Raw genomic sequence first — 18,552 nt, forward strand, 5'->3', positions numbered from 1 at the left:
TTCCAAATTTATCAAGTGCTTAAATTATTAAATCTGTGCTAAAAACCAGGTAAGGATCAGCAGGTCGGCACTGCCGCCTGGACTGAGATTTCGTTCGATACACTCCCTGTCGAACTGCCGGAGATAATCGAGATCGGCGGGGGTTCGAATGCCCCCTTTTTGCAATAGTGTTTGCGCCTCGCGCTGTAGCCAGCGCAGGCCCCCCTCACCACCGCGCGATGCAACGTTGGTATCGCCGTTGGTAGCCATCAGTAGGAGCAAGGTATCGAGCAATGCCAGTTCAGGATCTAGCCCCTGATCCAGCAGAGTGAGGTAATGCGGTAGGGCGTGGTTGATCACCAGTGGATAACCTGCTTCGGCTTCACCGCGCGCGCCGGTAAGGCCAAGTTGCTGGTACAACCGTTGACCTGCGGTCAGTTGTTGATTATTGGTACGCAGTTCGCGCTCGGTCAGACCACGGCAGAAACTTGCCGCCGTCGAACAAACGGTTGTGGGCGTTACCGGCTGGTTGAGCTGAAGCAAACGGCCAATCGCCGCGCACAGTAGCCCTAAAGAAAAAATACTGCCTTTATGGGTGTTTACGCCCGCAGTGGCGCGGAACATATCGCCTTCACAGGCCATACCAATTGGGCGTAATCCGTGGAGTACCGCTTCCGGTGCCATTTCTGCACTACAGGCACCAAATTCAATGAAACAGGGTAACCAGCCCTGGATCGCCAGTGCGCTACGGTGGAAATCTTCCAGCGCCATATCTTTGTGCGCACCGCAGTTAATGCGATCTACCAGGCCTGGTTTCGGTGACAGATTGACTTCAGTCAGCATGGCGCGCCAGCCCAGCAGGGCGTATTCATTGATTAATGACGCAGCAAGCTTTGTGGTTTTAGTTGACGTTGCAGGCATCGACATCGTTCAGCAGCGCCTCCATGCGGTTGAGTAAATCGGTCAGTTGGTGGGTTTTCCCGCGCGCGCAGACGGCTGCGCTTTGCTCGCATAGCAGGCAGCGGCGAGGCGGCAGCGAATAATCGCGGCGGGAGAGAATTTCGCCTTCGGGCGTCAGGACATCGATATCCCATAAACGCCCGAGAGGATGACTATGTTCAAGCTCAATCGTGGCGAGCTTGAGGTCGCGAGCTGGAGCGGCAATGCTCAACATGCCCTCCGGCCCGCTGGCGGAAACCAGTGCAGCCTGCTCCTGAATTTGCCAGCCCTGCTTTGCGGCTAAAGCGCGCAAGGCTGTCACGCCATGATTAAAAATTCGGCGTGTGACCTCGCTGTCTTTAATCGGACCCGGCGCAACCACGGTAAAGGAGACCAGTGGAACAGGATGGCGCTTGAGCCAGGCGTGTTGCCGTGCTTGCCTTTCATCCCGGCTGACGAGCAACTCGGGAATTGAAACCGCATGGTGGCTGGCGAGTTCAGGGAGCAGGTGCATGGCTTATTCCTTCACCTGATGCACAACGTCAATCACCGAGCCATCGCGGTAGCGCACGACGGCAACGACGCGGTCGGTGAATTCAATCGGCTGTGGTTCACCGGTCAGCAGACGCGCACGTTCGCGCAGCCACTCAATGGAAACCACTTTTATGCCTGCTTCCTGCAGACGTTCTGCCAGTTCCGGACGTGCCGGGTTAACAGCGATGCCGTGGTCGGTGACCAGAATATCGACGCTGGACCCTGGGGTAATGCAGGTCAGCACGTTATCCACCAGAGTAGGGATACGACCGCGCACCAGCGGCGCAACAATGATGGAAAGCGCAGAGGCAATTGCGGTATCGCAGTGACCGCCGGAAGCGCCACGCAGCACACCGTCAGAGCCGGTCAGCACGTTAACGTTGAACTGGGTATCAATTTCCAGCGCGCTCAGTACCACCACGTCGAGACGATCAACCGATGCGCCTTTAGAGCCCCAGTTAGCGTACTGGTTGGCACTGATTTCGATGTGATTCGGGTTACGGGCCAGCGATTGCGCAGCGTGGCTGTCAAAGCTCTGCACATCCAGCAGTTTGCGGATCAGACCTTTTTCGTGCAGATCAACCATCGTTGCGGTAATGCCACCGAGGGCGAAGTCGGCGCGAATATCGCGGCTACGCATTTTGTCTTCCAGGAAACGGGTTACCGCAAGCGAAGCGCCGCCGGTGCCGGTCTGCATGGAGAAACCTTCTTTGAAGTAGCCAGAGTTGACAATCACATCCGCAGCGCTGCGGGCAATCAGCAGTTCGCGCGGGTTAGTGGTCATACGGGTTGCGCCAGCACCGATTTTCGCGGCATCGCCAACGCGATCAACTTTGACGATCAAATCAACCTGATCTTGCTCAATGCTTGCCGGATTATGCGGATAAGGCAGCAGTTCTTCGGTGAGCATCACGACCTGTTTTGCGTTGTCGGCATCAACCATTGCATAGCCGAGGGAGCCGCAGCAGGCTTTACCGGTGTAGCCGTTGGCATTACCGAATTCATCACAGGACGGGACGCCGAGGAAAGCGACGTCGATGTTCAGTTCGCCGCTCTGTACCAGATGCACGCGACCGCCGTGGGAGTGGATTTGCACCGGTTCAGCCAGCAGGCCACGGGAGATTTCTTCTGCCAGTGGGCCGCGTAAACCGGAGGTATAAATGCGGGTAACCACGCCCTGGCGAATGTGTTCTACCAGCGGCGCATGGCAATCACTCAGGGAACTGGACGCCAGGGTCAGGTTTTTAAAGCCCATCTTCGCGATGACGTCCATCACCATATTGACGGTCAGGTCACCACCACGAAAAGCATGGTGGAAGGAGACGGTCATACCATCTTGCAAACCAGAACGACGAATGGCTTCTTCCAGGTTGGCGCACAGTTTGCGATCGCGCGCTTTTTCAGCCTGATAGGTTTGTTTCGGCGAGTTCTGGAAAGCGGCAAGATCGCATTCAGCGTGACGATTCCAGGCTGCTACCCGTTCTTGTCGTTGAGATTGTTCAATTTTCTGCGTCATTTTGATTGCCTTATTCTTCGCGGATGCCGGAAAGTTCTGCACGGGAGAGCACCAGACGGGCGCGATCGATAACCGGACCGTCAACCATCTTGCCGTTCAGGGAAACGACGCCAAGGCCTTCGCGAGCGGCGGCTTCAGCGGCTTCTACGACGCGGCGTGCGTGATCCACTTCTTTCTGGGTTGGAGCGTAGAGGTTGTGCAGCAGATCAATCTGACGCGGGTTGATCAGCGATTTGCCGTCAAAGCCCAGTTGTTTGATGTGGGCGGCTTCTTGCAGGAATCCAGCTTCGTTGTTGGCGTCGGAATAGACGGTATCGAACGCCTGAATACCCGCAGAACGTGCGGCCTGCAAAATAGAGCAGCGAGCGAACAGCAGTTCAGTTCCTTCCGGAGAGCGTTCTGTACGCAGGTTGCGCACGTAGTCTTCTGCGCCAAGGGCGATACCAATTAAACGCTCGGAAGCGTGAGCGATTTCCACCGCGCGGGTAATGCCCAGCGGAGATTCAATCGCCGCCAGCAGCCCAGTGCTGCCTGGTTCGCGACCACAGGCTTTTTCGATACGCAGGATCTCTTTTTCGATATCCAGAACGTCCTGAGCGGTATCGGTTTTCGGCAGACGCACAACGTCTGCGCCGCCGCGAACGACGGCTTCCAGGTCGTTAACGCCCCATTCAGAATCCAGTGCGTTAACACGTACGATGGTTTCAATATCGCGATACAGCGGATGTTGCAGCGCGTGGTAGACCATGCGACGTGCGGTGTCTTTTTCACGCAACGCCACGGAGTCTTCGAGGTCGAACATCAGAGCATCAGCTGGGTAGATGAAGGAGTTGCTGACCATCGCGGCATTGGCGCCAGGCACAAACAGCATGCTGCGGCGGGTGCGAGTTTTACGTTGTTGCAGCGAAGCGGAAATCATTGGCAATCCTCCCATGGCAGCGCCGGGATACCGCTGGCGCGTGCCAGCAAGGCTTCCAGTCGTGCACGTAAAATGCAGTCCAGTGCGCCTTTGTCATCGACATTCAGCTGTACGCCGCGCACGTTATAGCGGGCTAGAACGTCCAGAATGGTGGTGCGAATCGCATCGCCAAACTGTTTCTCAACGCTGCTGTTGATTTGCAGGTCGATATCCTGCGTATCGAGTGGGGCGATGCGTATCATCACATCCCCAGACTCAAGGGTGCCTGCAACGGCGGGCTGGTTTATTTTCATTTTTCACCTGTTTCTTATGCGGGGGTCTTTTGACGAACTGCCGCGTCCTGGCGGGCGTGTTCAAGCAGATTCTGCAAGTAATGCAGAGTGGGTGCCGGGACCAGTGGCGCGATAGCCGTGAGATCGTTTTTCACCAGCAGTTGACGTACCCGGGAAGCGGATATCGGCAGTTCCTGGTAACGCAGTCGCTCAATTTCAACCAGTTCGATGGGCGGTGCGGAGATGGTCGGTGTTTCCAGCCAGTAGCGCATATCCTGGTTGTACTGAGCGGTCACGCGACAAATGGGTTCAGTACCAACAAAGCGGTGAGTAACGCCCAGCGCGGGCGCGAGGTACTGACGGAAAATTTTCAGGTCAATTTCGGTGTAACAATGGTTGATGACGCTCTGTTCTTTAATGAAGTAGCAGGGGAACGTGGCACGGGAGATGATGTACTCGGAGCCGCGATGCACGGTCAGGCGCGGAATATCGGCGGTGCCTTTTAACACCAGATCTAACCGGTCGTCATAGGGAAAGCGTGAAGAGTCTTCTTTGACTAAAAACAGATGCAGCCAGTCGCACTGTGCCGCAGCTTGTTGAATCAGATAACGGTGGCCGTTAGTAAAGGGATTGGCGTTCATGACGATACAGCCAATCTTCTTCCCTTCATGACGGAATTTCTTCAGCGATTCGGCATAGCGTTTCAGACGTGTGGCGCTATTTTCCATCAACACCATCACGCCAGGTACGCTGGTTAACGTATAGAAACCGCACTGACGGAACAGCGTCTCGTATTCGGTTTTGGTATAAATAAACAGATGCGTGCTGTGCCGTTCATAGGCGAGGTTTATCAGTTCGGTGGCTAATGTCAGCGCCAGTCCTTCACCACGAACTGATTCACTGATAGCGACGCACTTAATGATATTTCCGGCAATTCCGCCGCAGGCAATAAGGCGGTCGTTACGGGTTACGGTAATAAATACTTCGACCGTGGTGTCAACACTCAAATCATTTTCATGCAGAAAGTGGGTAATTTCCGCCATCTTTTTATTTTCTGAACGTTTTACCCGGGTGAAAATATCATTGCCGAACATAATAAATAGTATCCTGAAGGTGCATGTTGTTATCGATTTGCAACAAATGTTGTTCGATGTAGCAAATTGATAACCTTTTATTTTCAGTTGAGAGAAAGGGTTGTGAGTGAGGTATTTCTGTTTCTCCTTTCGCCATACATCCTAAGGAGTATTGCATCGTGAAATTTTGATTTATTTCACATAGAGTTAGTGGTTTTTTATTTATTTAATGGTTTTAAGTTTTTTAATTAATGTAATTACGAATTGACCCGTAGGTTTAATTGATTTAATTGATTTAATGAATGAAATTTGTCACGATCATATTTGATATTTATAAATCGAGATTCAACATTTTAATTACATCCGCCAAAAAACAGGGCTTACCCCGCAAGGAAAACAATGTTGCAGTTTAATGAGAATAAACAGTTTGCTTTTTTCCAACGACTGGCGTTCCCGTTGCGTATTTTTTTGCTGATTTTGGTGTTCTCGATATTTGTCATCGCTGCGTTGGCGCAATATTTTACGGCCAGCTTTGAGGACTATTTAACGCTTCATGTTCGTGACATGGCAATGAATCAGGCGAAAATTATTGCCTCCAATGACAGTATCATCACCGCAGTGAAAATGCGTGACTACAAACGGCTGGCGACTATCGCCAACAAATTGCAAAGAGACACCGACTTCGATTATGTGGTGATTGGTGACCGGGATTCGATCCGCCTTTACCATCCTAATCCGGAAAAGATTGGTTACCCCATGCAGTTTACCAAACCGGGAGCGCTGGAAAGAGGGGAGAGTTACTTCATCACCGGCAAAGGGTCGATAGGTATGGCAATGCGCGCCAAAACGCCGATCTTTGATGACGATGGCAAAGTCATTGGCGTGGTGTCGGTGGGGTATCTGGTGAGTAAAATCGATAGCTGGCGGGCAGAGTTTTTATTACCGATGGTGGGCGTGTTTGTCGTGCTGTTAGGCATTCTGATGCTGCTGTCGTGGTTCTTGGCTGCGCATATCCGCCGCCAGATGATGGGGATGGAACCAAAGCAGATTGCGCGCGTGGTCCGCCAGCAAGAGGCGCTTTTTAGTTCGGTTTATGAAGGGCTGATTGCGGTGGACCCGTATGGGCATATTACTGCCATCAACCGCAACGCAAGAAAAATGTTGGGGCTGAGTTCCCCCGGACGGCAGTGGCTGGGCAGACCTATTGCAGAGGTTGTCAGACCGGCTGATTTTTTTACCGAACAAATTGATGAAAAACGTCAGGATGTGGTGGCGAATTTTAATGGTCTGAGCGTTATTGCTAACCGCGAAGCTATTCGTTCTGGTGATGATTTGCTAGGTGCAATTATTAGTTTTCGTAGTAAAGACGAAATATCTACCCTTAATGCGCAACTGACGCAAATTAAACAATATGTCGAAAGCCTGCGCACACTACGTCATGAACATCTCAATTGGATGTCTACGCTCAATGGTCTGTTGCAGATGAAAGAGTATGATCGTGTGCTGGCGATGGTTCAGGGGGAGTCCCGGGCTCAGCAGCAACTTATTGATAGTCTGCGTGAAGCATTTGCCGACCGCCAGGTGGCGGGGCTTCTTTTTGGTAAAGTGCAGCGCGCCCGGGAGCTGGGGCTAAAAATGACGATTGTTCCAGGCAGCCAACTTTCACAACTGCCGCAAGGGCTGGACAGCACTGAATTTGCGGCGATAGTGGGCAACTTACTCGATAATGCCTTCGAAGCCAGTCTGCATAGTGATAAAGGGAATAAGACAGTCGAATTATACCTGAGCGATGAAGGCGACGACGTGGTAATTGAAGTGGCCGATCAGGGCTGCGGCATTCCAGAGTCTCTTCGCGACAAAATATTTGAGCAGGGCGTCAGTACGCGTGCTGATGAACCCGGTGAGCATGGCATTGGGTTGTATCTTATTGCCAGCTATGTAACGCGCTGCGGTGGAGTTATTACTCTCGAAGAGAATGATCCCTGCGGTACTTTATTTTCAATCTATATTCCGAAAGTGAAACCTGATGACAGCTCCATTAACCCTATTGATCGTTGAGGACGAAACACCGTTGGCAGAAATGCATGCGGAATATATTCGTCACATTCCCGGCTTCAGTCAGATATTGCTGGCGGGAAACCTGGCGCAGGCTCGAATGATGATCGAGCGTTTTAAGCCGGGGCTTATCTTGCTGGATAACTATCTCCCTGATGGTAGAGGCATTAATTTGTTGCATGAGTTGGTGCAGACGCATTACCCCGGCGATGTGGTGTTTACCACTGCCGCCAGCGATATGGAAACGGTATCTGAGGCTGTGCGCTGCGGTGTGTTTGATTATTTAATCAAGCCAATCGCTTATGAGCGTCTGGGGCAGACATTAACTCGTTATCGCCAGCGTAGACACATGCTGGAAAGTATTGATAGCGCCAGTCAGAAGCAAATTGATGAGATGTTCAACGCTTACGCTCGCGGTGAACCAAAGGATGAGCTGCCAACTGGCATTGACGCGTTGACGCTAAACGCAGTGAGAAAACTGTTCAAGGAGCCTGGTGTGCAACATACGGCTGAGACAGTAGCGCAGGCTTTGACCATAAGCCGCACCACCGCGAGACGTTATCTTGAATATTGCGCCAGCCGACATCTGATCATCGCCGAGATTGTTCACGGCAAAGTCGGTCGGCCGCAGCGCATTTACCACAGCGGATGAAGAGAGTGCCGGAGGACGCGCTCCTCCGGCCTGGGAAATTACTTACCAGCAACCGCGGCGGTAGTACCGGGCACCATCAACTCTGTAGCCACAATGACAATCACCAGCCCAACAAGCACCGGCACCGAGGTGCGTTTAACCACTTCAAAAGGTGATATTTTAGCCATCCCGGCAACGGCAACCACCACGCCAGAGACTGGCGAAAGCGTGCGCCCCAGGTTTGACGCCTGCAGCATCGGGATTGTCAGGTACGCCGGGTTAATGCCGGAAGAGTGTGCCAGTTTCGGGATCATCTCAACAAAGGCATAGAAAGGCGCATTGCCGGAACCCGTGGTGACTGCTGCCAGCATTGTCAGAATAACCAGCACCAGCATCAGGATTATGCTCGCCGAACCGAACGAGGTGGCGATTGAGATCAGGCTCTGGATAAAGCCGATGGTGCTAAGGCCCTGAGCGAAAACCCCTGCGGCAACTAATAACATTACTACGTTAGCGAAGGCATCAGCCATGCCGCGGTAAGCCACCTCGAGGCCCGAAAAGACTTTTTGCGTATTAAAGCCGCGAAGAAATTCCAGAACAGAGGCAACCAGCATACAGATCACCAGAATGGTGATGATGTGCAATTGCGGACCCCATTTGCCGTCAAAAAATAGCACGCCAATGATCGGTGTAAACGGCAGAATGGCGTAAAACGCAGGCGCGGTGGTTGTGATTTCGCTGACATCTAACATTTCATGAGAGATGTGCTCTTTTTTGTCCAGATAACGCTGCCAGAAAAAGTGGGCAATCGCCATGCCGATAATCGCGGCAATTGAGATAGGAAGTGTTGTTTTGAAGGCGAAATCAATCAGCGGCATTTCAGAAGCCTGTGCTGCCAGCACCACATCACCAGATGTTGGTGCGAGAATAATTGCTGCAGGTGAGGCACAAATGGCAGCTGCCGCGCCGCGACTGATGCCAACGTTCACCATCACCGGGAACAACGTTGCCATCAGTAAAACGCCAAGACCGGTTGCGGAAGAGACTGCCAGTGACATCAGACAGGCGACAAAGTAGGCGGCAATCATCAGCAGGTAAGGGGAGTTAATGTACTGCAGCGGTTTTGATGCCAGTTTGACAACCATATCGTTCGCGCCAATGTGGGTCATATAAGCGGCAAAGCCACACAGCATCATGATCATCATGCCGAGATCGCCGCCACGGCTCATCAGTAATATTTTAATGTATTCAACGATATCTGTGGCGCTGTAGCCAGTGGAAGTCTGGCTGGAAGGTAAAACTTTGTGTCCCATTATAGCGCTGATGATCAGCAGTAGCAGGCCGCCAACAAATAGCACCCCAGTGGCGGAATACCCTTTAATGATGTAGCGAGCTACACCCACAATAACGACAACCCCAATAAGGAGTTCAATAAATGTCTGCATATTCTTTCCTGTCTCCAGAATCTACAATAAATAATAAAAAAGTCCTAAAATAAGAAAAAAATATGCCGAATAAATTGACATCGGATGCTGATTGAAATCAAGAAAGCTGTCATTAAGACATTGATGTTGTTGTTTTTATACCTGGATAACAAAATTTATTTTAGGGGGAGTAATTACAACATAGCGATGTTTATAAACTGATGAGTAATTGATGCGATTTTGTTAATTATTTTATGGTGTTTTGTCCGTCCAAAAAATAATCTTGTATGCGTATCATGTGGCAATGCAAACAATGATTTTATTGATGGTTTTATTGTATCTAATTGAAAAATAAGTGAATGATAAATGTTTTTATGGGTGTGGCTTTTATTTGCATGAGTTGTTCTTTAGCTGAAAATATTTCTTAGTCTCCGGAATAATCCGATGGTTTTATTAGCAAATTTCATGAAATAAATTTTTCAGGCGCTCGGATTATTCTTTATGTTTGCCTTGTTAAGGTTGTATTTATTTTTCTTTGGCTATGCTGGTAATATATTTTTGATAAGTTTTCTGTGGTTGCTAATGGGCGCTAGTAAATGTGTTACCGTATTTTCCTTTACTTTTATTCAGTTAATCAGCATTGAAGAAGTTTCTGCTAGTGCAGAGCAATGGATTGCGACATTTAAAGATAATGTCTCAGAAACCTGGCAGCGGCCAGAACATTATGATCTGTATATTCCCGCCATTACCTGGCATGCACGTTTCGCTTATGACAAAGAAAAGACCGATCGCTATAACGAAAGACCGTGGGGTGGCGGTTTTGGTCAGTCACGTTGGGATGAGAAAGGCAACTGGCACGGTTTGTACGCGATGGCGTTTAAGGATTCGTGGAATAAATGGGAGCCCATTGCCGGATACGGTTGGGAAAGTACCTGGCGACCGCTTGCCGATGAAAACTTTCATGTCGGTCTGGGATTCACCGCTGGTGTGACGGCGCGTGATAACTGGAACTACATACCTGTTCCGCTGATACTGCCATTGGCTTCTGTGGGCTATGGCCCTGCGACTTTTCAGATGACCTATATCCCTGGCACTTACAACAATGGCAATGTTTACTTTGCCTGGATACGGTTTCAGTTTTAGACAAGTCACGTTTTAATAAAAGCCTTAAAAATCAGCATGTAATGAAATTAACATCAAAAATAACGCGACTTTTATCACTTTTTAGTAAAGTTGCACTGGACAAAGCGTACCACAATTGGTGTACTGGTAACCGACACAGCATTTGTGTCTATTTTTCATGTAAAGGTAATTTTGATGTCTAAGATTAAAGGTAACGTTAAGTGGTTTAATGAGTCCAAAGGATTCGGTTTCATTACTCCGGAAGACGGCAGCAAAGATGTGTTCGTACACTTCTCTGCAATCCAGACTAATGGTTTTAAAACTCTTGCTGAAGGTCAGCGCGTAGAGTTCGAAATCACTAACGGTGCCAAAGGCCCTTCTGCTGCAAACGTAATCGCTCTGTAAGATACGTCAGCAAGAATTCAAAACCCGCTTATTCAGCGGGTTTTTTTTGGTCTTCAGTGTGCGGTTGATGCTGAAAATAGCCAAAAAGCCAGTGCGGTCATGGCAAAGGAACCTAACAGGTTAACGAAGACGTTCAGTAGCGCCCAGCCAAAACGCCCCTCCTGCAATAAAAACACCACTTCTGCCGAAAATGTTGAGAAGGTCGTTAGCCCGCCACAAAAACCAGTGGTGATTAATACTTTCCACACCGGATCGATATTAGTCATGCGGCTAAACCAGGCAAACCCCATTCCTATGATAAATGCCCCAATCAGGTTTGCTGCCAGAGTTCCGAGTGGAATAGCCTGGTGCAGTGGGTTAAACCGCATACTTAACATCCATCTCGCCACGCTTCCCGTACCACCACCAATAAAAACTGCTAAAAGGAGTTGTAACACAGCTAAATCCTGCTATTTGATTTGTATGAGTGATAAGTTTAACGCCGAATATTCGTCGTTGGCGAATTTTACAACTCTGACAGGAGGTGGCAATGCTGGTTGCCGCAGGACAATTTGCTGTTACATCAATATGGGAAAAGAACGCTGAGATTTGCGCCTCGTTAATGGCACAGGCGGCGGAAAACGACGTATCGCTGTTTGTCCTGCCGGAAGCGCTTCTGGCGCGCGACGATCTTGACCCGAATTTGTCAGTTAAATCGGCACAGTTGCTGGAAGGGGAATTCCTCGGACGTTTACTGCGGGAAAGTAAACGTAACATGATGACGACGATTCTGACGATTCATGTTCCCTCAACCCCTGGGCGCGCGCGGAATATGCTGGTGGCGCTGCAGGCGGGGAAAATTGTCGCCCATTATGCCAAATTGCATCTCTATGATGCGTTTGCCATTCAGGAATCGCGCCATGTGGATGCAGGTGATGAAATAGCCCCTTTACTGGAGGTTGAAGGCATGAAAGTGGGGCTGATGACCTGCTATGATTTACGCTTTCCAGAGTTGGCATTAGCCCTGGCATTACAGGGCGCGGAAATCCTGATCCTGCCAGCGGCCTGGGTTCGCGGGCCACTCAAAGAGCACCACTGGTCAACCTTGCTAGCCGCTCGTGCTCTGGATACCACCTGTTATATGGTGGCTGCGGGGGAGTGCGGGAACAAAAATATCGGGCAAAGCCGGATTATAGATCCCTTTGGCATCACCATTGCGGCAGCGGCAGAAATGCCAGCGCTCATTATGGCGGAAGTGACGCCCGAACGTGTGCGTCAGGTGCGCGCGCAACTTCCCGTCTTAAACAACCGTCGCTTTGCGCCGCCGCAATTATTATGATGTTTTTTTACTCGGTGCTTGATTCACCTTGTTACAGATTGCTATTGTGTGCGCGCGTCGAATGACCGTTAATATTCTCTGGTTTTTAAGGCGCGTTCTGTTGCCAGTTTTATGTCAAGAAGGTATCTATGGGTGAGATTAGTATTACCAAACTGCTGGTAGTTGCGGCGCTGGTCGTTCTGCTGTTTGGGACTAAGAAGTTACGTACGCTGGGCGGAGACCTGGGAGCGGCCATTAAAGGGTTCAAGAAAGCGATGAATGATGATGACGCTGCGGCTAAAAAAGGCGCAGACGTTGATATTCAGGCTGAAAAGCTCTCTCATAAAGAGTGACGTGGCGAGCAGGACGCTCCCTCAATATCTTGTTCGATAAAAAAACCCGCTTCAGATAGCGGGTTTTTTATCAGACAGATGTAAGCAATTATTACACGATTACTTAACTTCCATCCCTTTCGCCTGCAAGTCGGCGTGATACGAAGAGCGGACAAACGGACCGCATGCAGCATGGGTAAAGCCCATCGCCAGCGCTTCGGCCTTCATTTCATCAAACTCATCCGGGCTAACGTAGCGTTGTACCGGCAGGTGATGGCGGCTTGGCTGCAGATATTGCCCCAGCGTCAACATGGTTACACCATGGCGGCGCAGATCGCGCATGACTTCAATAATCTCTTCATTGGTTTCACCCAGTCCCACCATCAAACCGGATTTGGTCGGGATCTCCGGATGCGCTTCTTTAAAGCGTTCCAATAGTTTTAGCGACCAGTTGTAATCTGCGCCCGGGCGTACCTGACGGTAAATACGCGGTACGTTTTCCAGGTTGTGGTTGAATACATCTGGCGGCGTGGCGGTCAGAATATCCAGCGCGCGATCCATACGACCACGGAAATCCGGCACCAGAGTTTCAATTTTGATTTCCGGGCTTTTTTCCCGGATGGCAGTAATGCAATCCGCAAAGTGCTGGGCTCCGCCATCGCGCAGGTCATCGCGGTCAACGGAGGTGATAACCACATAACGCAGCGCCATATCAGCAATGGTCTGCGCCAGTTTTACCGGCTCGTTGGCATCCGGGGCGACCGGGCGACCGTGGGCAACGTCACAGAACGGACAACGGCGCGTACAAATGGCGCCGAGGATCATAAACGTTGCTGTGCCGTGGTTGAAGCATTCTGCCAGGTTAGGGCAGGAGGCTTCCTCACAGACAGAATGCAGGCCATTTTTGCGCATTGCGGCTTTGATGCCCTGGATACGTGTAGAGTCCGCGGGAAGCTTGATTTTCATCCATTCCGGCTTGCGCAGCAGGGCTTCGCGCTCTGTTGCCACGTTTTTAACCGGGATAAGGGCCATCTTATCGGCATCGCGGTATTTAACACCGCGTTCCATCACAATGGGTTTACTCATAGCGTGCGTGTTCCAGTTGCGAATTACGAAGGAAAGCGTTTCAATTCAATAGATTGTTGTAATTATCAACTATTTTTGAATTAACGACTGGCAGTATATCATTGAAACGGCCCAGAAAGCAGCCAAAGCGGTCGCGAAAATGTAAAATTGTTGTTGGTTTGTGCCATTTTATCGTTCGGCGCTGTGAACTCTATGTAACGATACTTTTTCAAAACACATTCGATAGCATCAGTTCCCGCGAAGTATTGGAACACGCTGACTACAATGACCCAATATGATTTGGGTCATTTATGAGGGGGAATTAAGCAGGGATATATTCTACGTCAGGATTTTTGAGTAGCGCTAAAATATTTGCCAGTAAGCGTGGTGCAATATTATCGGTGGTCGCATCAGGTTTCCATTGCGATATTTTTGCCATTTCCATCCCGGCATAACCACAAGGGTTGATACGTAAAAATGGCGAAAGATCCATATTGACGTTTAATGCCAGACCGTGGAATGAACAGCCGCGGCGAATACGCAATCCGAGCGAACAAATTTTTTTTTCCCCAACGTAGACACCTGGAGCATCAGCCCGAGGGTGCGCTTCAATATCCAGCTCGGCCAGAGTATTCACTACCGTTTGTTCGAGCAAGGTCACCAGTTCACGCACGCCCAACTTCCTGCGTTTGAGGTTAAGCAATACATACATCACCTGTTGCCCCGGCCCGTGATAAGTTACCTGGCCGCCGCGATCGCTCTGGATCACCGGAATATCACCCGGCATTAAAATATGTTCTGCTTTACCTGCTTGTCCCTGGGTAAATACAGGATGGTGTTCAACCAACCAGATTTCATCAAGGGTATTTTCATCACGGGTATCGGTGAATTCATGCATAGCCTGAGAAATAGGCTCGTAAGGCTGAAGGCCGAGCTGGCGGACAAGAATTTTATCCTGATACAAAACGGCATCTCCGTGGAGAATGAGTAAAAGTGGGGAAAATTATATCACAGCGAGGGGAGAGGAGTTACCCGACCAGAGGCCAGGTAACGGAGAAGCAAATTACAGAACCATACGGACGATATCGATTTTGCCCAGTTCTTCGTACAGAGTTTCAACCTGCTCGATATGAGTGGCGTTGATAGTGATAGATACCGAGTGGTAGTTGCCTTTGCTGCTTGGTTTTACCGTTGGGTTGTAGTCACCTGGCGCATGGCGCTGTACCACTTCAACCACCTGATCAACCAGCTCAGGTAACGCCTGCCCCATTACTTTGTAGGTAAAAGGAGTAGGGAATTCAAGCAGTTCGTTAAGTTTGGTTTTCATGTCAGCTCCGGCGTAACGTAATTAAATAGCAACTCCCGCCAGAGGGCGGGAGTTTTTTACTGATGCTTAGTATATGGGGGCGGAAATTACACTTTCAAGTGTTCAATTTTTAGCCAAACCAGTGATGGAACATTAATTTAATGTAATCAATGATTTTGCCGAAGAAGTTACCTTCCGGAATTTCCTGTAACACCACCAGCGGGCGTTGTTCGATAGTTTTGCCATCAAGCTGGAAGTTGATGGTGCCAACGACCTGGTTCTTTTGCAGCGGCGCATGCAGTTCACTGCTGTTCAGCACGTAGCTGGCTTTCAGGTCTTTCATGCGGCCACGCGGAATGGTCAGGTAAACGTCTTTATCAACCCCTAACGAAGCGCGGTCAGTATTACCAAACCATACCGGTTCAGAGGCGAATTCTTTGCCAACTTTCAGCGGGTTAACCGTTTCGAAGAAACGGAAGCCCCAGGTCAGCAGTTTTTTACTTTCGGTTTCACGGCCTTTGAACGTGCGCCCGCCCATGACTGCGGAGATCAGACGCATCTGACCTTCCGTTGCGGAGGCGACAAGGTTGTAGCCCGCCTTGTCAGTATGGCCAGTTTTGATTCCGTCGACATTCAGGCTGTTATCCCATAGCAGGCCGTTACGGTTGAGCTGGCGAATACCGTTAAAGGTAAACTCTTTCTCTTTATAGATGGCGTATTCGTTAGGGACATCACGAATCAGGGCCTGACCGATCAGCGCCATATCACGCGCGGAGCTGTACTGACCGTCAGCGTCCAGACCGTGTACAGTCTGGAAGTGGGTATTTTTCAGGCCCAGGGCGTTAACGTAACTGTTCATCAGACCAACGAAAGCATCCTGGCTACCGGCGGCGAAGTCAGCCATGGCAACACAAGCATCGTTACCAGATTGCAGGTTGATACCACGGATAAGCTGAGAAACCGGTACCTGCATGCCAGGTTTGAGGAACATCAGCGAAGAACCTCTGAACACCGGGTTACCGGTGGCCCAGGCGTCATTGCCGATGGTCACTAAATCAGATTCTTTGAATTTACCTGCTTTCATTGCCTGACCGATAACGTAGCTGGTCATCATTTTGGTCAGACTTGCAGGGTCGCGACGGACATCCGCATTTTGCTCGGCGAGTACTTTGCCGGAGTTATAGTCGATCAGGATGTAAGACTCCGCGTCGATCTGCGGTACACCCGGGATCATGGTTTTGATATTCAGGTCATCGGCATGTGCAGCAGAGATAAAGGCTGTGCAAAGAGCCGTGGTGAGCGCCAGGCGCTTCATGATACGAGCGGAAAAAATGGTATTCATGGTCTGAACTACGACATCCGTGATGGAATTTAAAATAAGTGCCCTACTATAGCAAATGCACTACCGCCAGGCATCCGACTTTCCGCGTGACTTTGTTAACGTCATTTACAGAAATTGACATTTCAGATGCCTGCTTTACGTTATTGCGCGGTGGTAATAAATGACTGTAATTGGGCTTCGGTTTGTAAACGTTGCTGCAAGGCACTGGCTTCAGCTTTGTTGGCGAATGGACCAAGCTGAATACGCCAGACCGCGCCGTTTTGGGTCACGCGACCGGGTACGCCGAACTTTTGTCCCAGTTGCTGTTGATACTGTTGCGCGCGTGCCTGATCGCTAACGGCCCCCACTTGCACCATAAAGTTACCGCTGGCGCTTTGCGAAGCGGCTTGCGGTGTCACCATTGCAGATGTTGTTGCAGGTGCTGAGACAACGGGCTGTGGTGCAGGCGTCGGTTCGCTGCCTTCCAGTACGCCGGGCGCCAGGGTAGTCGGCGCGCCGAGGAAGCCGCTGCTGGTTACCGGCGCGCCGGTCGGATCTTCGCTTTTCAGCGTTGAGTTGCTGACCGGGAGAATATCACCCTGCGGGACAGACATAGAGTTTGTTCCGCTGCCGCCGTTTAAATCGGGCGGCGCAGGCAGGGCGTAAGTCTGTTTGGCAATGGTAGTACAAGCCATGCCTGGGCCAGAAAATGAACCATCCTGGGCGACGATAATAGGATCGATACGAACTTTTGTATTGTTCGAGGTGTTAAGACGGTCAGCTGCCGCGCGTGAAAGTGAAATCACACGGTCGTTGCCGTAGGGACCGCGATCGTTAATGCGCACCACGATCATCCGCCCATTAGCCAGGTTGGTGATTCTGGCGTAGCTGGGGATGGGGAGCGTTGGATGCGCCGCCGTCAGCTGCGTTGGATCAAATGCTTCGCCAGATGCTGTCAGATTGCTGCCAGGTTCGGCATCATAAATGGCTGCAAGGCCCGCCTGACTAAAGCGTGAAGGGTCCTGCACGATTTTGTAGCTTCTGCCGTCGCGCTGATAATCCTGATTTGCCGTCGCGTTCAGTGGTTCGAAACGTGGTTCCGCCCCGCTAATTTCAACTATAGGGCCGTTACATACCGCAGGCTGCGGCACACTTACCGTCTGTTGCTGACCATCATCGCTAGTACATGCCGCGAGCATTCCTGCCGCGATGCAGATCCCGAGCCACTGCTTACGCATTCGCACCTCTTACACGCTTTTCGACAACATTTTCCTGTGGGTGTGGATTGACATCACAATCCCAAACCCAGCCATCAGCACTATGAGCGCCGATCCTCCATAACTGACCAGCGGGAGTGGAACCCCTACAACCGGCAGAATACCGCTTACCATACCAATATTTACGAAGACATAAACGAATAATATCAGCATTAAGCCGCCAGCCATGACGCGACCAAAGGTAGTTTGTGCTCTGGCTGCAATCCACAGTCCGCGCATGATGAGCAGAATATAGAGAGCAAGCAGAATCAAAATACCCACTAATCCCAACTCTTCCGCCAGTACCGCGAAGATAAAATCGGTATGGCGTTCGGGCAGAAATTCAAGCTGTGACTGGGTACCGTGCAGCCAGCCTTTACCGCGTAATCCGCCGGAGCCAATAGCAATTTTAGACTGAATAATGTGATAGCCCGCGCCAAGTGGGTCTGATTCCGGGTCGAGTAGCATCATTACGCGCTGGCGCTGGTAATCATGCATCAGGAAGAACCACAAGATTGGGATAAATGCTGCCACCAGTACCACTGCAACGCCAATCAGGCGCCAGCTAAGTCCGGAGAGAAACAGTACAAACAGACCGGAAAGCGCAACGAGGATTGACGTTCCTAGGTCAGGCTGCGCTGCCACCAGCAACGTGGGCATAAAAATCAGCACCAGCGCGATGGCGGTATTTTTTAACGACGGCGGGCAAACGTCACGGTTGATAAAGCGAGCCACCATGAGCGGCACAGCTATTTTGGCGATTTCCGAGGGCTGGAAACGAACGATACCGAGATCCAGCCAACGTTGAGCGCCTTTGGATATGGCCCCAAAGGCATCTACCGCTACCAGCAAAATAATACAGATGATATAGAGATAGGGCGCCCAGCCTTCATAAACGCGCGGCGGAATTTGAGCCATCACCACCATAATGACCAGCCCCATCGCGATCTGGCCGATTTTACGCTCCATCATGCCGATGTCCTGGCCGCTGGCGCTCCAGATTACCAGGGCGCTGTAGACCAGTAATGCCAGTAAGATCAGTAGCATTGTGGGATCAAGATGGACTTTATCCCAGAATGTTTTTTTATTCGGATTATCCGTCATGA

The 18,552-nt window shown here is 50.6% G+C and carries 20 protein-coding genes; 6 read left to right on the forward strand and 14 right to left on the reverse strand.

The genetic code is table 11. The features are described 5' to 3' along the window. Positions 1-27: 27 nt before the first annotated feature. Genes citG through citC form a run of 6 tightly spaced genes read right to left on the reverse strand, consistent with a single transcriptional unit; the run spans position 28 to position 5,253 of the window. A complete protein-coding gene (citG, locus tag FEK42_RS17060) occupies positions 28-906 on the reverse strand; it encodes a triphosphoribosyl-dephospho-CoA synthase CitG (protein ID WP_131161033.1) in 879 nt (292 codons plus the stop codon). After that, on the reverse strand, positions 881-1,432 hold the full coding sequence (gene citX / locus FEK42_RS17065; protein ID WP_000550408.1) for a citrate lyase holo-[acyl-carrier protein] synthase: 552 nt from the start codon (positions 1,430-1,432) through the stop codon (positions 881-883). Before citX ends, citG begins: the two co-directional genes overlap by 26 nt. A 3-nt stretch (positions 1,433-1,435) precedes the next feature. Then, positions 1,436-2,968, reverse strand: a complete 1,533-nt coding sequence (citF, locus tag FEK42_RS17070) for a citrate lyase subunit alpha (RefSeq protein WP_096987655.1) — start codon at positions 2,966-2,968, stop codon at positions 1,436-1,438. 10 nt (positions 2,969-2,978) lie between these two features. After that, positions 2,979-3,887 carry a citrate (pro-3S)-lyase subunit beta gene (citE, locus tag FEK42_RS17075; RefSeq protein WP_000622357.1) on the reverse strand — a complete coding sequence of 303 codons (909 nt, stop codon included), beginning with the start codon at positions 3,885-3,887 and terminating at the stop codon, positions 2,979-2,981. Then, the gene (citD, locus tag FEK42_RS17080; RefSeq protein ID WP_000700703.1) at positions 3,884-4,180 is read right to left on the reverse strand and encodes a citrate lyase acyl carrier protein; all 297 of its coding nucleotides are present in this window, start codon (positions 4,178-4,180) and stop codon (positions 3,884-3,886) included. The genes citE and citD overlap by 4 nt, the downstream gene beginning before the upstream one ends. Positions 4,181-4,194: 14 nt before the next feature. After that, on the reverse strand, positions 4,195-5,253 hold the full coding sequence (gene citC, locus FEK42_RS17085) for a [citrate (pro-3S)-lyase] ligase (protein WP_135490937.1): 1,059 nt from the start codon (positions 5,251-5,253) through the stop codon (positions 4,195-4,197). 378 nt (positions 5,254-5,631) lie between these two features. On the opposite strand from citC, the gene dpiB reads away from it, so the two are divergent. Further along, positions 5,632-7,290 (forward strand): sensor histidine kinase DpiB, encoded by a 1,659-nt coding sequence (gene dpiB, locus FEK42_RS17090; RefSeq protein WP_130206467.1) that lies wholly within the window; start codon positions 5,632-5,634, stop codon positions 7,288-7,290. Then, positions 7,259-7,939, forward strand: a complete 681-nt coding sequence (dpiA, locus tag FEK42_RS17095) for a two-component response regulator DpiA (RefSeq protein ID WP_130206469.1) — start codon at positions 7,259-7,261, stop codon at positions 7,937-7,939. The genes dpiB and dpiA overlap by 32 nt, the downstream gene beginning before the upstream one ends. Positions 7,940-7,977: 38 nt before the next feature. On the opposite strand, the gene dcuC is transcribed toward dpiA, so the two are convergent. Further along, a complete protein-coding gene (gene dcuC, locus FEK42_RS17100) occupies positions 7,978-9,363 on the reverse strand; it encodes an anaerobic C4-dicarboxylate transporter DcuC (RefSeq protein ID WP_130260242.1) in 1,386 nt (461 codons plus the stop codon). Between the two features lie 561 nt (positions 9,364-9,924). Between dcuC and pagP the strand changes: the two genes are divergently transcribed. Continuing rightward, positions 9,925-10,485, forward strand: coding sequence for a lipid IV(A) palmitoyltransferase PagP (pagP, locus tag FEK42_RS17105; RefSeq protein ID WP_135490938.1), 561 nt, complete (start codon positions 9,925-9,927; stop codon positions 10,483-10,485). A 174-nt stretch (positions 10,486-10,659) separates the two neighbouring features. Continuing rightward, positions 10,660-10,869, forward strand: coding sequence for a transcription antiterminator/RNA stability regulator CspE (gene cspE / locus FEK42_RS17110; protein WP_000034825.1), 210 nt, complete (start codon positions 10,660-10,662; stop codon positions 10,867-10,869). Positions 10,870-10,922: 53 nt separating this feature from the next. On the opposite strand, the gene crcB is transcribed toward cspE, so the two are convergent. Then, positions 10,923-11,306, reverse strand: coding sequence for a fluoride efflux transporter CrcB (gene crcB / locus FEK42_RS17115; RefSeq protein WP_130206475.1), 384 nt, complete (start codon positions 11,304-11,306; stop codon positions 10,923-10,925). A 92-nt stretch (positions 11,307-11,398) separates the two neighbouring features. Here crcB and FEK42_RS17120 point away from each other — a divergent pair, with 92 nt between their 5' ends. Beyond that, entirely contained in the window at positions 11,399-12,187 is a 789-nt protein-coding gene (locus tag FEK42_RS17120; protein ID WP_138183850.1) for a deaminated glutathione amidase, read from the forward strand. Positions 12,188-12,315: 128 nt separating this feature from the next. Beyond that, a complete protein-coding gene (gene tatE, locus FEK42_RS17125) occupies positions 12,316-12,519 on the forward strand; it encodes a twin-arginine translocase subunit TatE (RefSeq protein WP_064528973.1) in 204 nt (67 codons plus the stop codon). Between the two features lie 99 nt (positions 12,520-12,618). Here the strand turns inward: tatE and lipA are convergent, their stop codons facing one another. The 6 genes from lipA to mrdB form a co-directional block, all read right to left on the reverse strand. Then, positions 12,619-13,584: a lipoyl synthase gene (lipA, locus tag FEK42_RS17130; protein WP_000042625.1), complete on the reverse strand. Its 966-nt coding sequence runs from the start codon at positions 13,582-13,584 to the stop codon at positions 12,619-12,621. A 301-nt stretch (positions 13,585-13,885) separates the two neighbouring features. Continuing rightward, positions 13,886-14,527 carry a lipoyl(octanoyl) transferase LipB gene (lipB, locus tag FEK42_RS17135; RefSeq protein ID WP_130206479.1) on the reverse strand — a complete coding sequence of 214 codons (642 nt, stop codon included), beginning with the start codon at positions 14,525-14,527 and terminating at the stop codon, positions 13,886-13,888. Between the two features lie 99 nt (positions 14,528-14,626). Then, complete coding sequence (gene ybeD, locus FEK42_RS17140; protein WP_130206481.1) at positions 14,627-14,890, reverse strand: DUF493 family protein YbeD; 264 nt, start codon at positions 14,888-14,890, stop codon at positions 14,627-14,629. Between the two features lie 109 nt (positions 14,891-14,999). Continuing rightward, the gene (gene dacA / locus FEK42_RS17145) at positions 15,000-16,211 is read right to left on the reverse strand and encodes a D-alanyl-D-alanine carboxypeptidase DacA (RefSeq protein ID WP_064528971.1); all 1,212 of its coding nucleotides are present in this window, start codon (positions 16,209-16,211) and stop codon (positions 15,000-15,002) included. A 140-nt stretch (positions 16,212-16,351) separates the two neighbouring features. Then, entirely contained in the window at positions 16,352-17,428 is a 1,077-nt protein-coding gene (rlpA, locus tag FEK42_RS17150; protein WP_135492608.1) for an endolytic peptidoglycan transglycosylase RlpA, read from the reverse strand. Positions 17,429-17,437: 9 nt separating this feature from the next. Further along, positions 17,438-18,550: a peptidoglycan glycosyltransferase MrdB gene (gene mrdB / locus FEK42_RS17155; RefSeq protein WP_000131717.1), complete on the reverse strand. Its 1,113-nt coding sequence runs from the start codon at positions 18,548-18,550 to the stop codon at positions 17,438-17,440. Positions 18,551-18,552: the final 2 nt, after the last annotated feature.

The sequence above is a fragment of the Escherichia sp. E2748 genome, from assembly GCF_005781125.1.
GTDB lineage: Bacteria > Pseudomonadota > Gammaproteobacteria > Enterobacterales > Enterobacteriaceae > Escherichia.

Bases quoted from the DNA above. Each gene is read 5' to 3' on its own strand.
- citG (WP_131161033.1), bottom strand. From the start codon at position 906: ATGTCGATGCCTGCAACGTCAACTAAAACCACAAAGCTTGCTGCGTCA.
- citX (WP_000550408.1), bottom strand. From the start codon at position 1,432: ATGCACCTGCTCCCTGAACTCGCCAGCCACCATGCGGTTTCAATTCCC.
- citF (WP_096987655.1), bottom strand. From the start codon at position 2,968: ATGACGCAGAAAATTGAACAATCTCAACGACAAGAACGGGTAGCAGCC.
- citE (WP_000622357.1), bottom strand. From the start codon at position 3,887: ATGATTTCCGCTTCGCTGCAACAACGTAAAACTCGCACCCGCCGCAGC.
- citD (WP_000700703.1), bottom strand. From the start codon at position 4,180: ATGAAAATAAACCAGCCCGCCGTTGCAGGCACCCTTGAGTCTGGGGAT.
- citC (WP_135490937.1), bottom strand. From the start codon at position 5,253: ATGTTCGGCAATGATATTTTCACCCGGGTAAAACGTTCAGAAAATAAA.
- dpiB (WP_130206467.1), top strand. From the start codon at position 5,632: ATGTTGCAGTTTAATGAGAATAAACAGTTTGCTTTTTTCCAACGACTG.
- dpiA (WP_130206469.1), top strand. From the start codon at position 7,259: ATGACAGCTCCATTAACCCTATTGATCGTTGAGGACGAAACACCGTTG.
- dcuC (WP_130260242.1), bottom strand. From the start codon at position 9,363: ATGCAGACATTTATTGAACTCCTTATTGGGGTTGTCGTTATTGTGGGT.
- pagP (WP_135490938.1), top strand. From the start codon at position 9,925: ATGGGCGCTAGTAAATGTGTTACCGTATTTTCCTTTACTTTTATTCAG.
- cspE (WP_000034825.1), top strand. From the start codon at position 10,660: ATGTCTAAGATTAAAGGTAACGTTAAGTGGTTTAATGAGTCCAAAGGA.
- FEK42_RS17120 (WP_138183850.1), top strand. From the start codon at position 11,399: ATGCTGGTTGCCGCAGGACAATTTGCTGTTACATCAATATGGGAAAAG.
- tatE (WP_064528973.1), top strand. From the start codon at position 12,316: ATGGGTGAGATTAGTATTACCAAACTGCTGGTAGTTGCGGCGCTGGTC.
- lipA (WP_000042625.1), bottom strand. From the start codon at position 13,584: ATGAGTAAACCCATTGTGATGGAACGCGGTGTTAAATACCGCGATGCC.
- ybeD (WP_130206481.1), bottom strand. From the start codon at position 14,890: ATGAAAACCAAACTTAACGAACTGCTTGAATTCCCTACTCCTTTTACC.
- dacA (WP_064528971.1), bottom strand. From the start codon at position 16,211: ATGAATACCATTTTTTCCGCTCGTATCATGAAGCGCCTGGCGCTCACC.
- rlpA (WP_135492608.1), bottom strand. From the start codon at position 17,428: ATGCGTAAGCAGTGGCTCGGGATCTGCATCGCGGCAGGAATGCTCGCG.
- mrdB (WP_000131717.1), bottom strand. From the start codon at position 18,550: ATGACGGATAATCCGAATAAAAAAACATTCTGGGATAAAGTCCATCTT.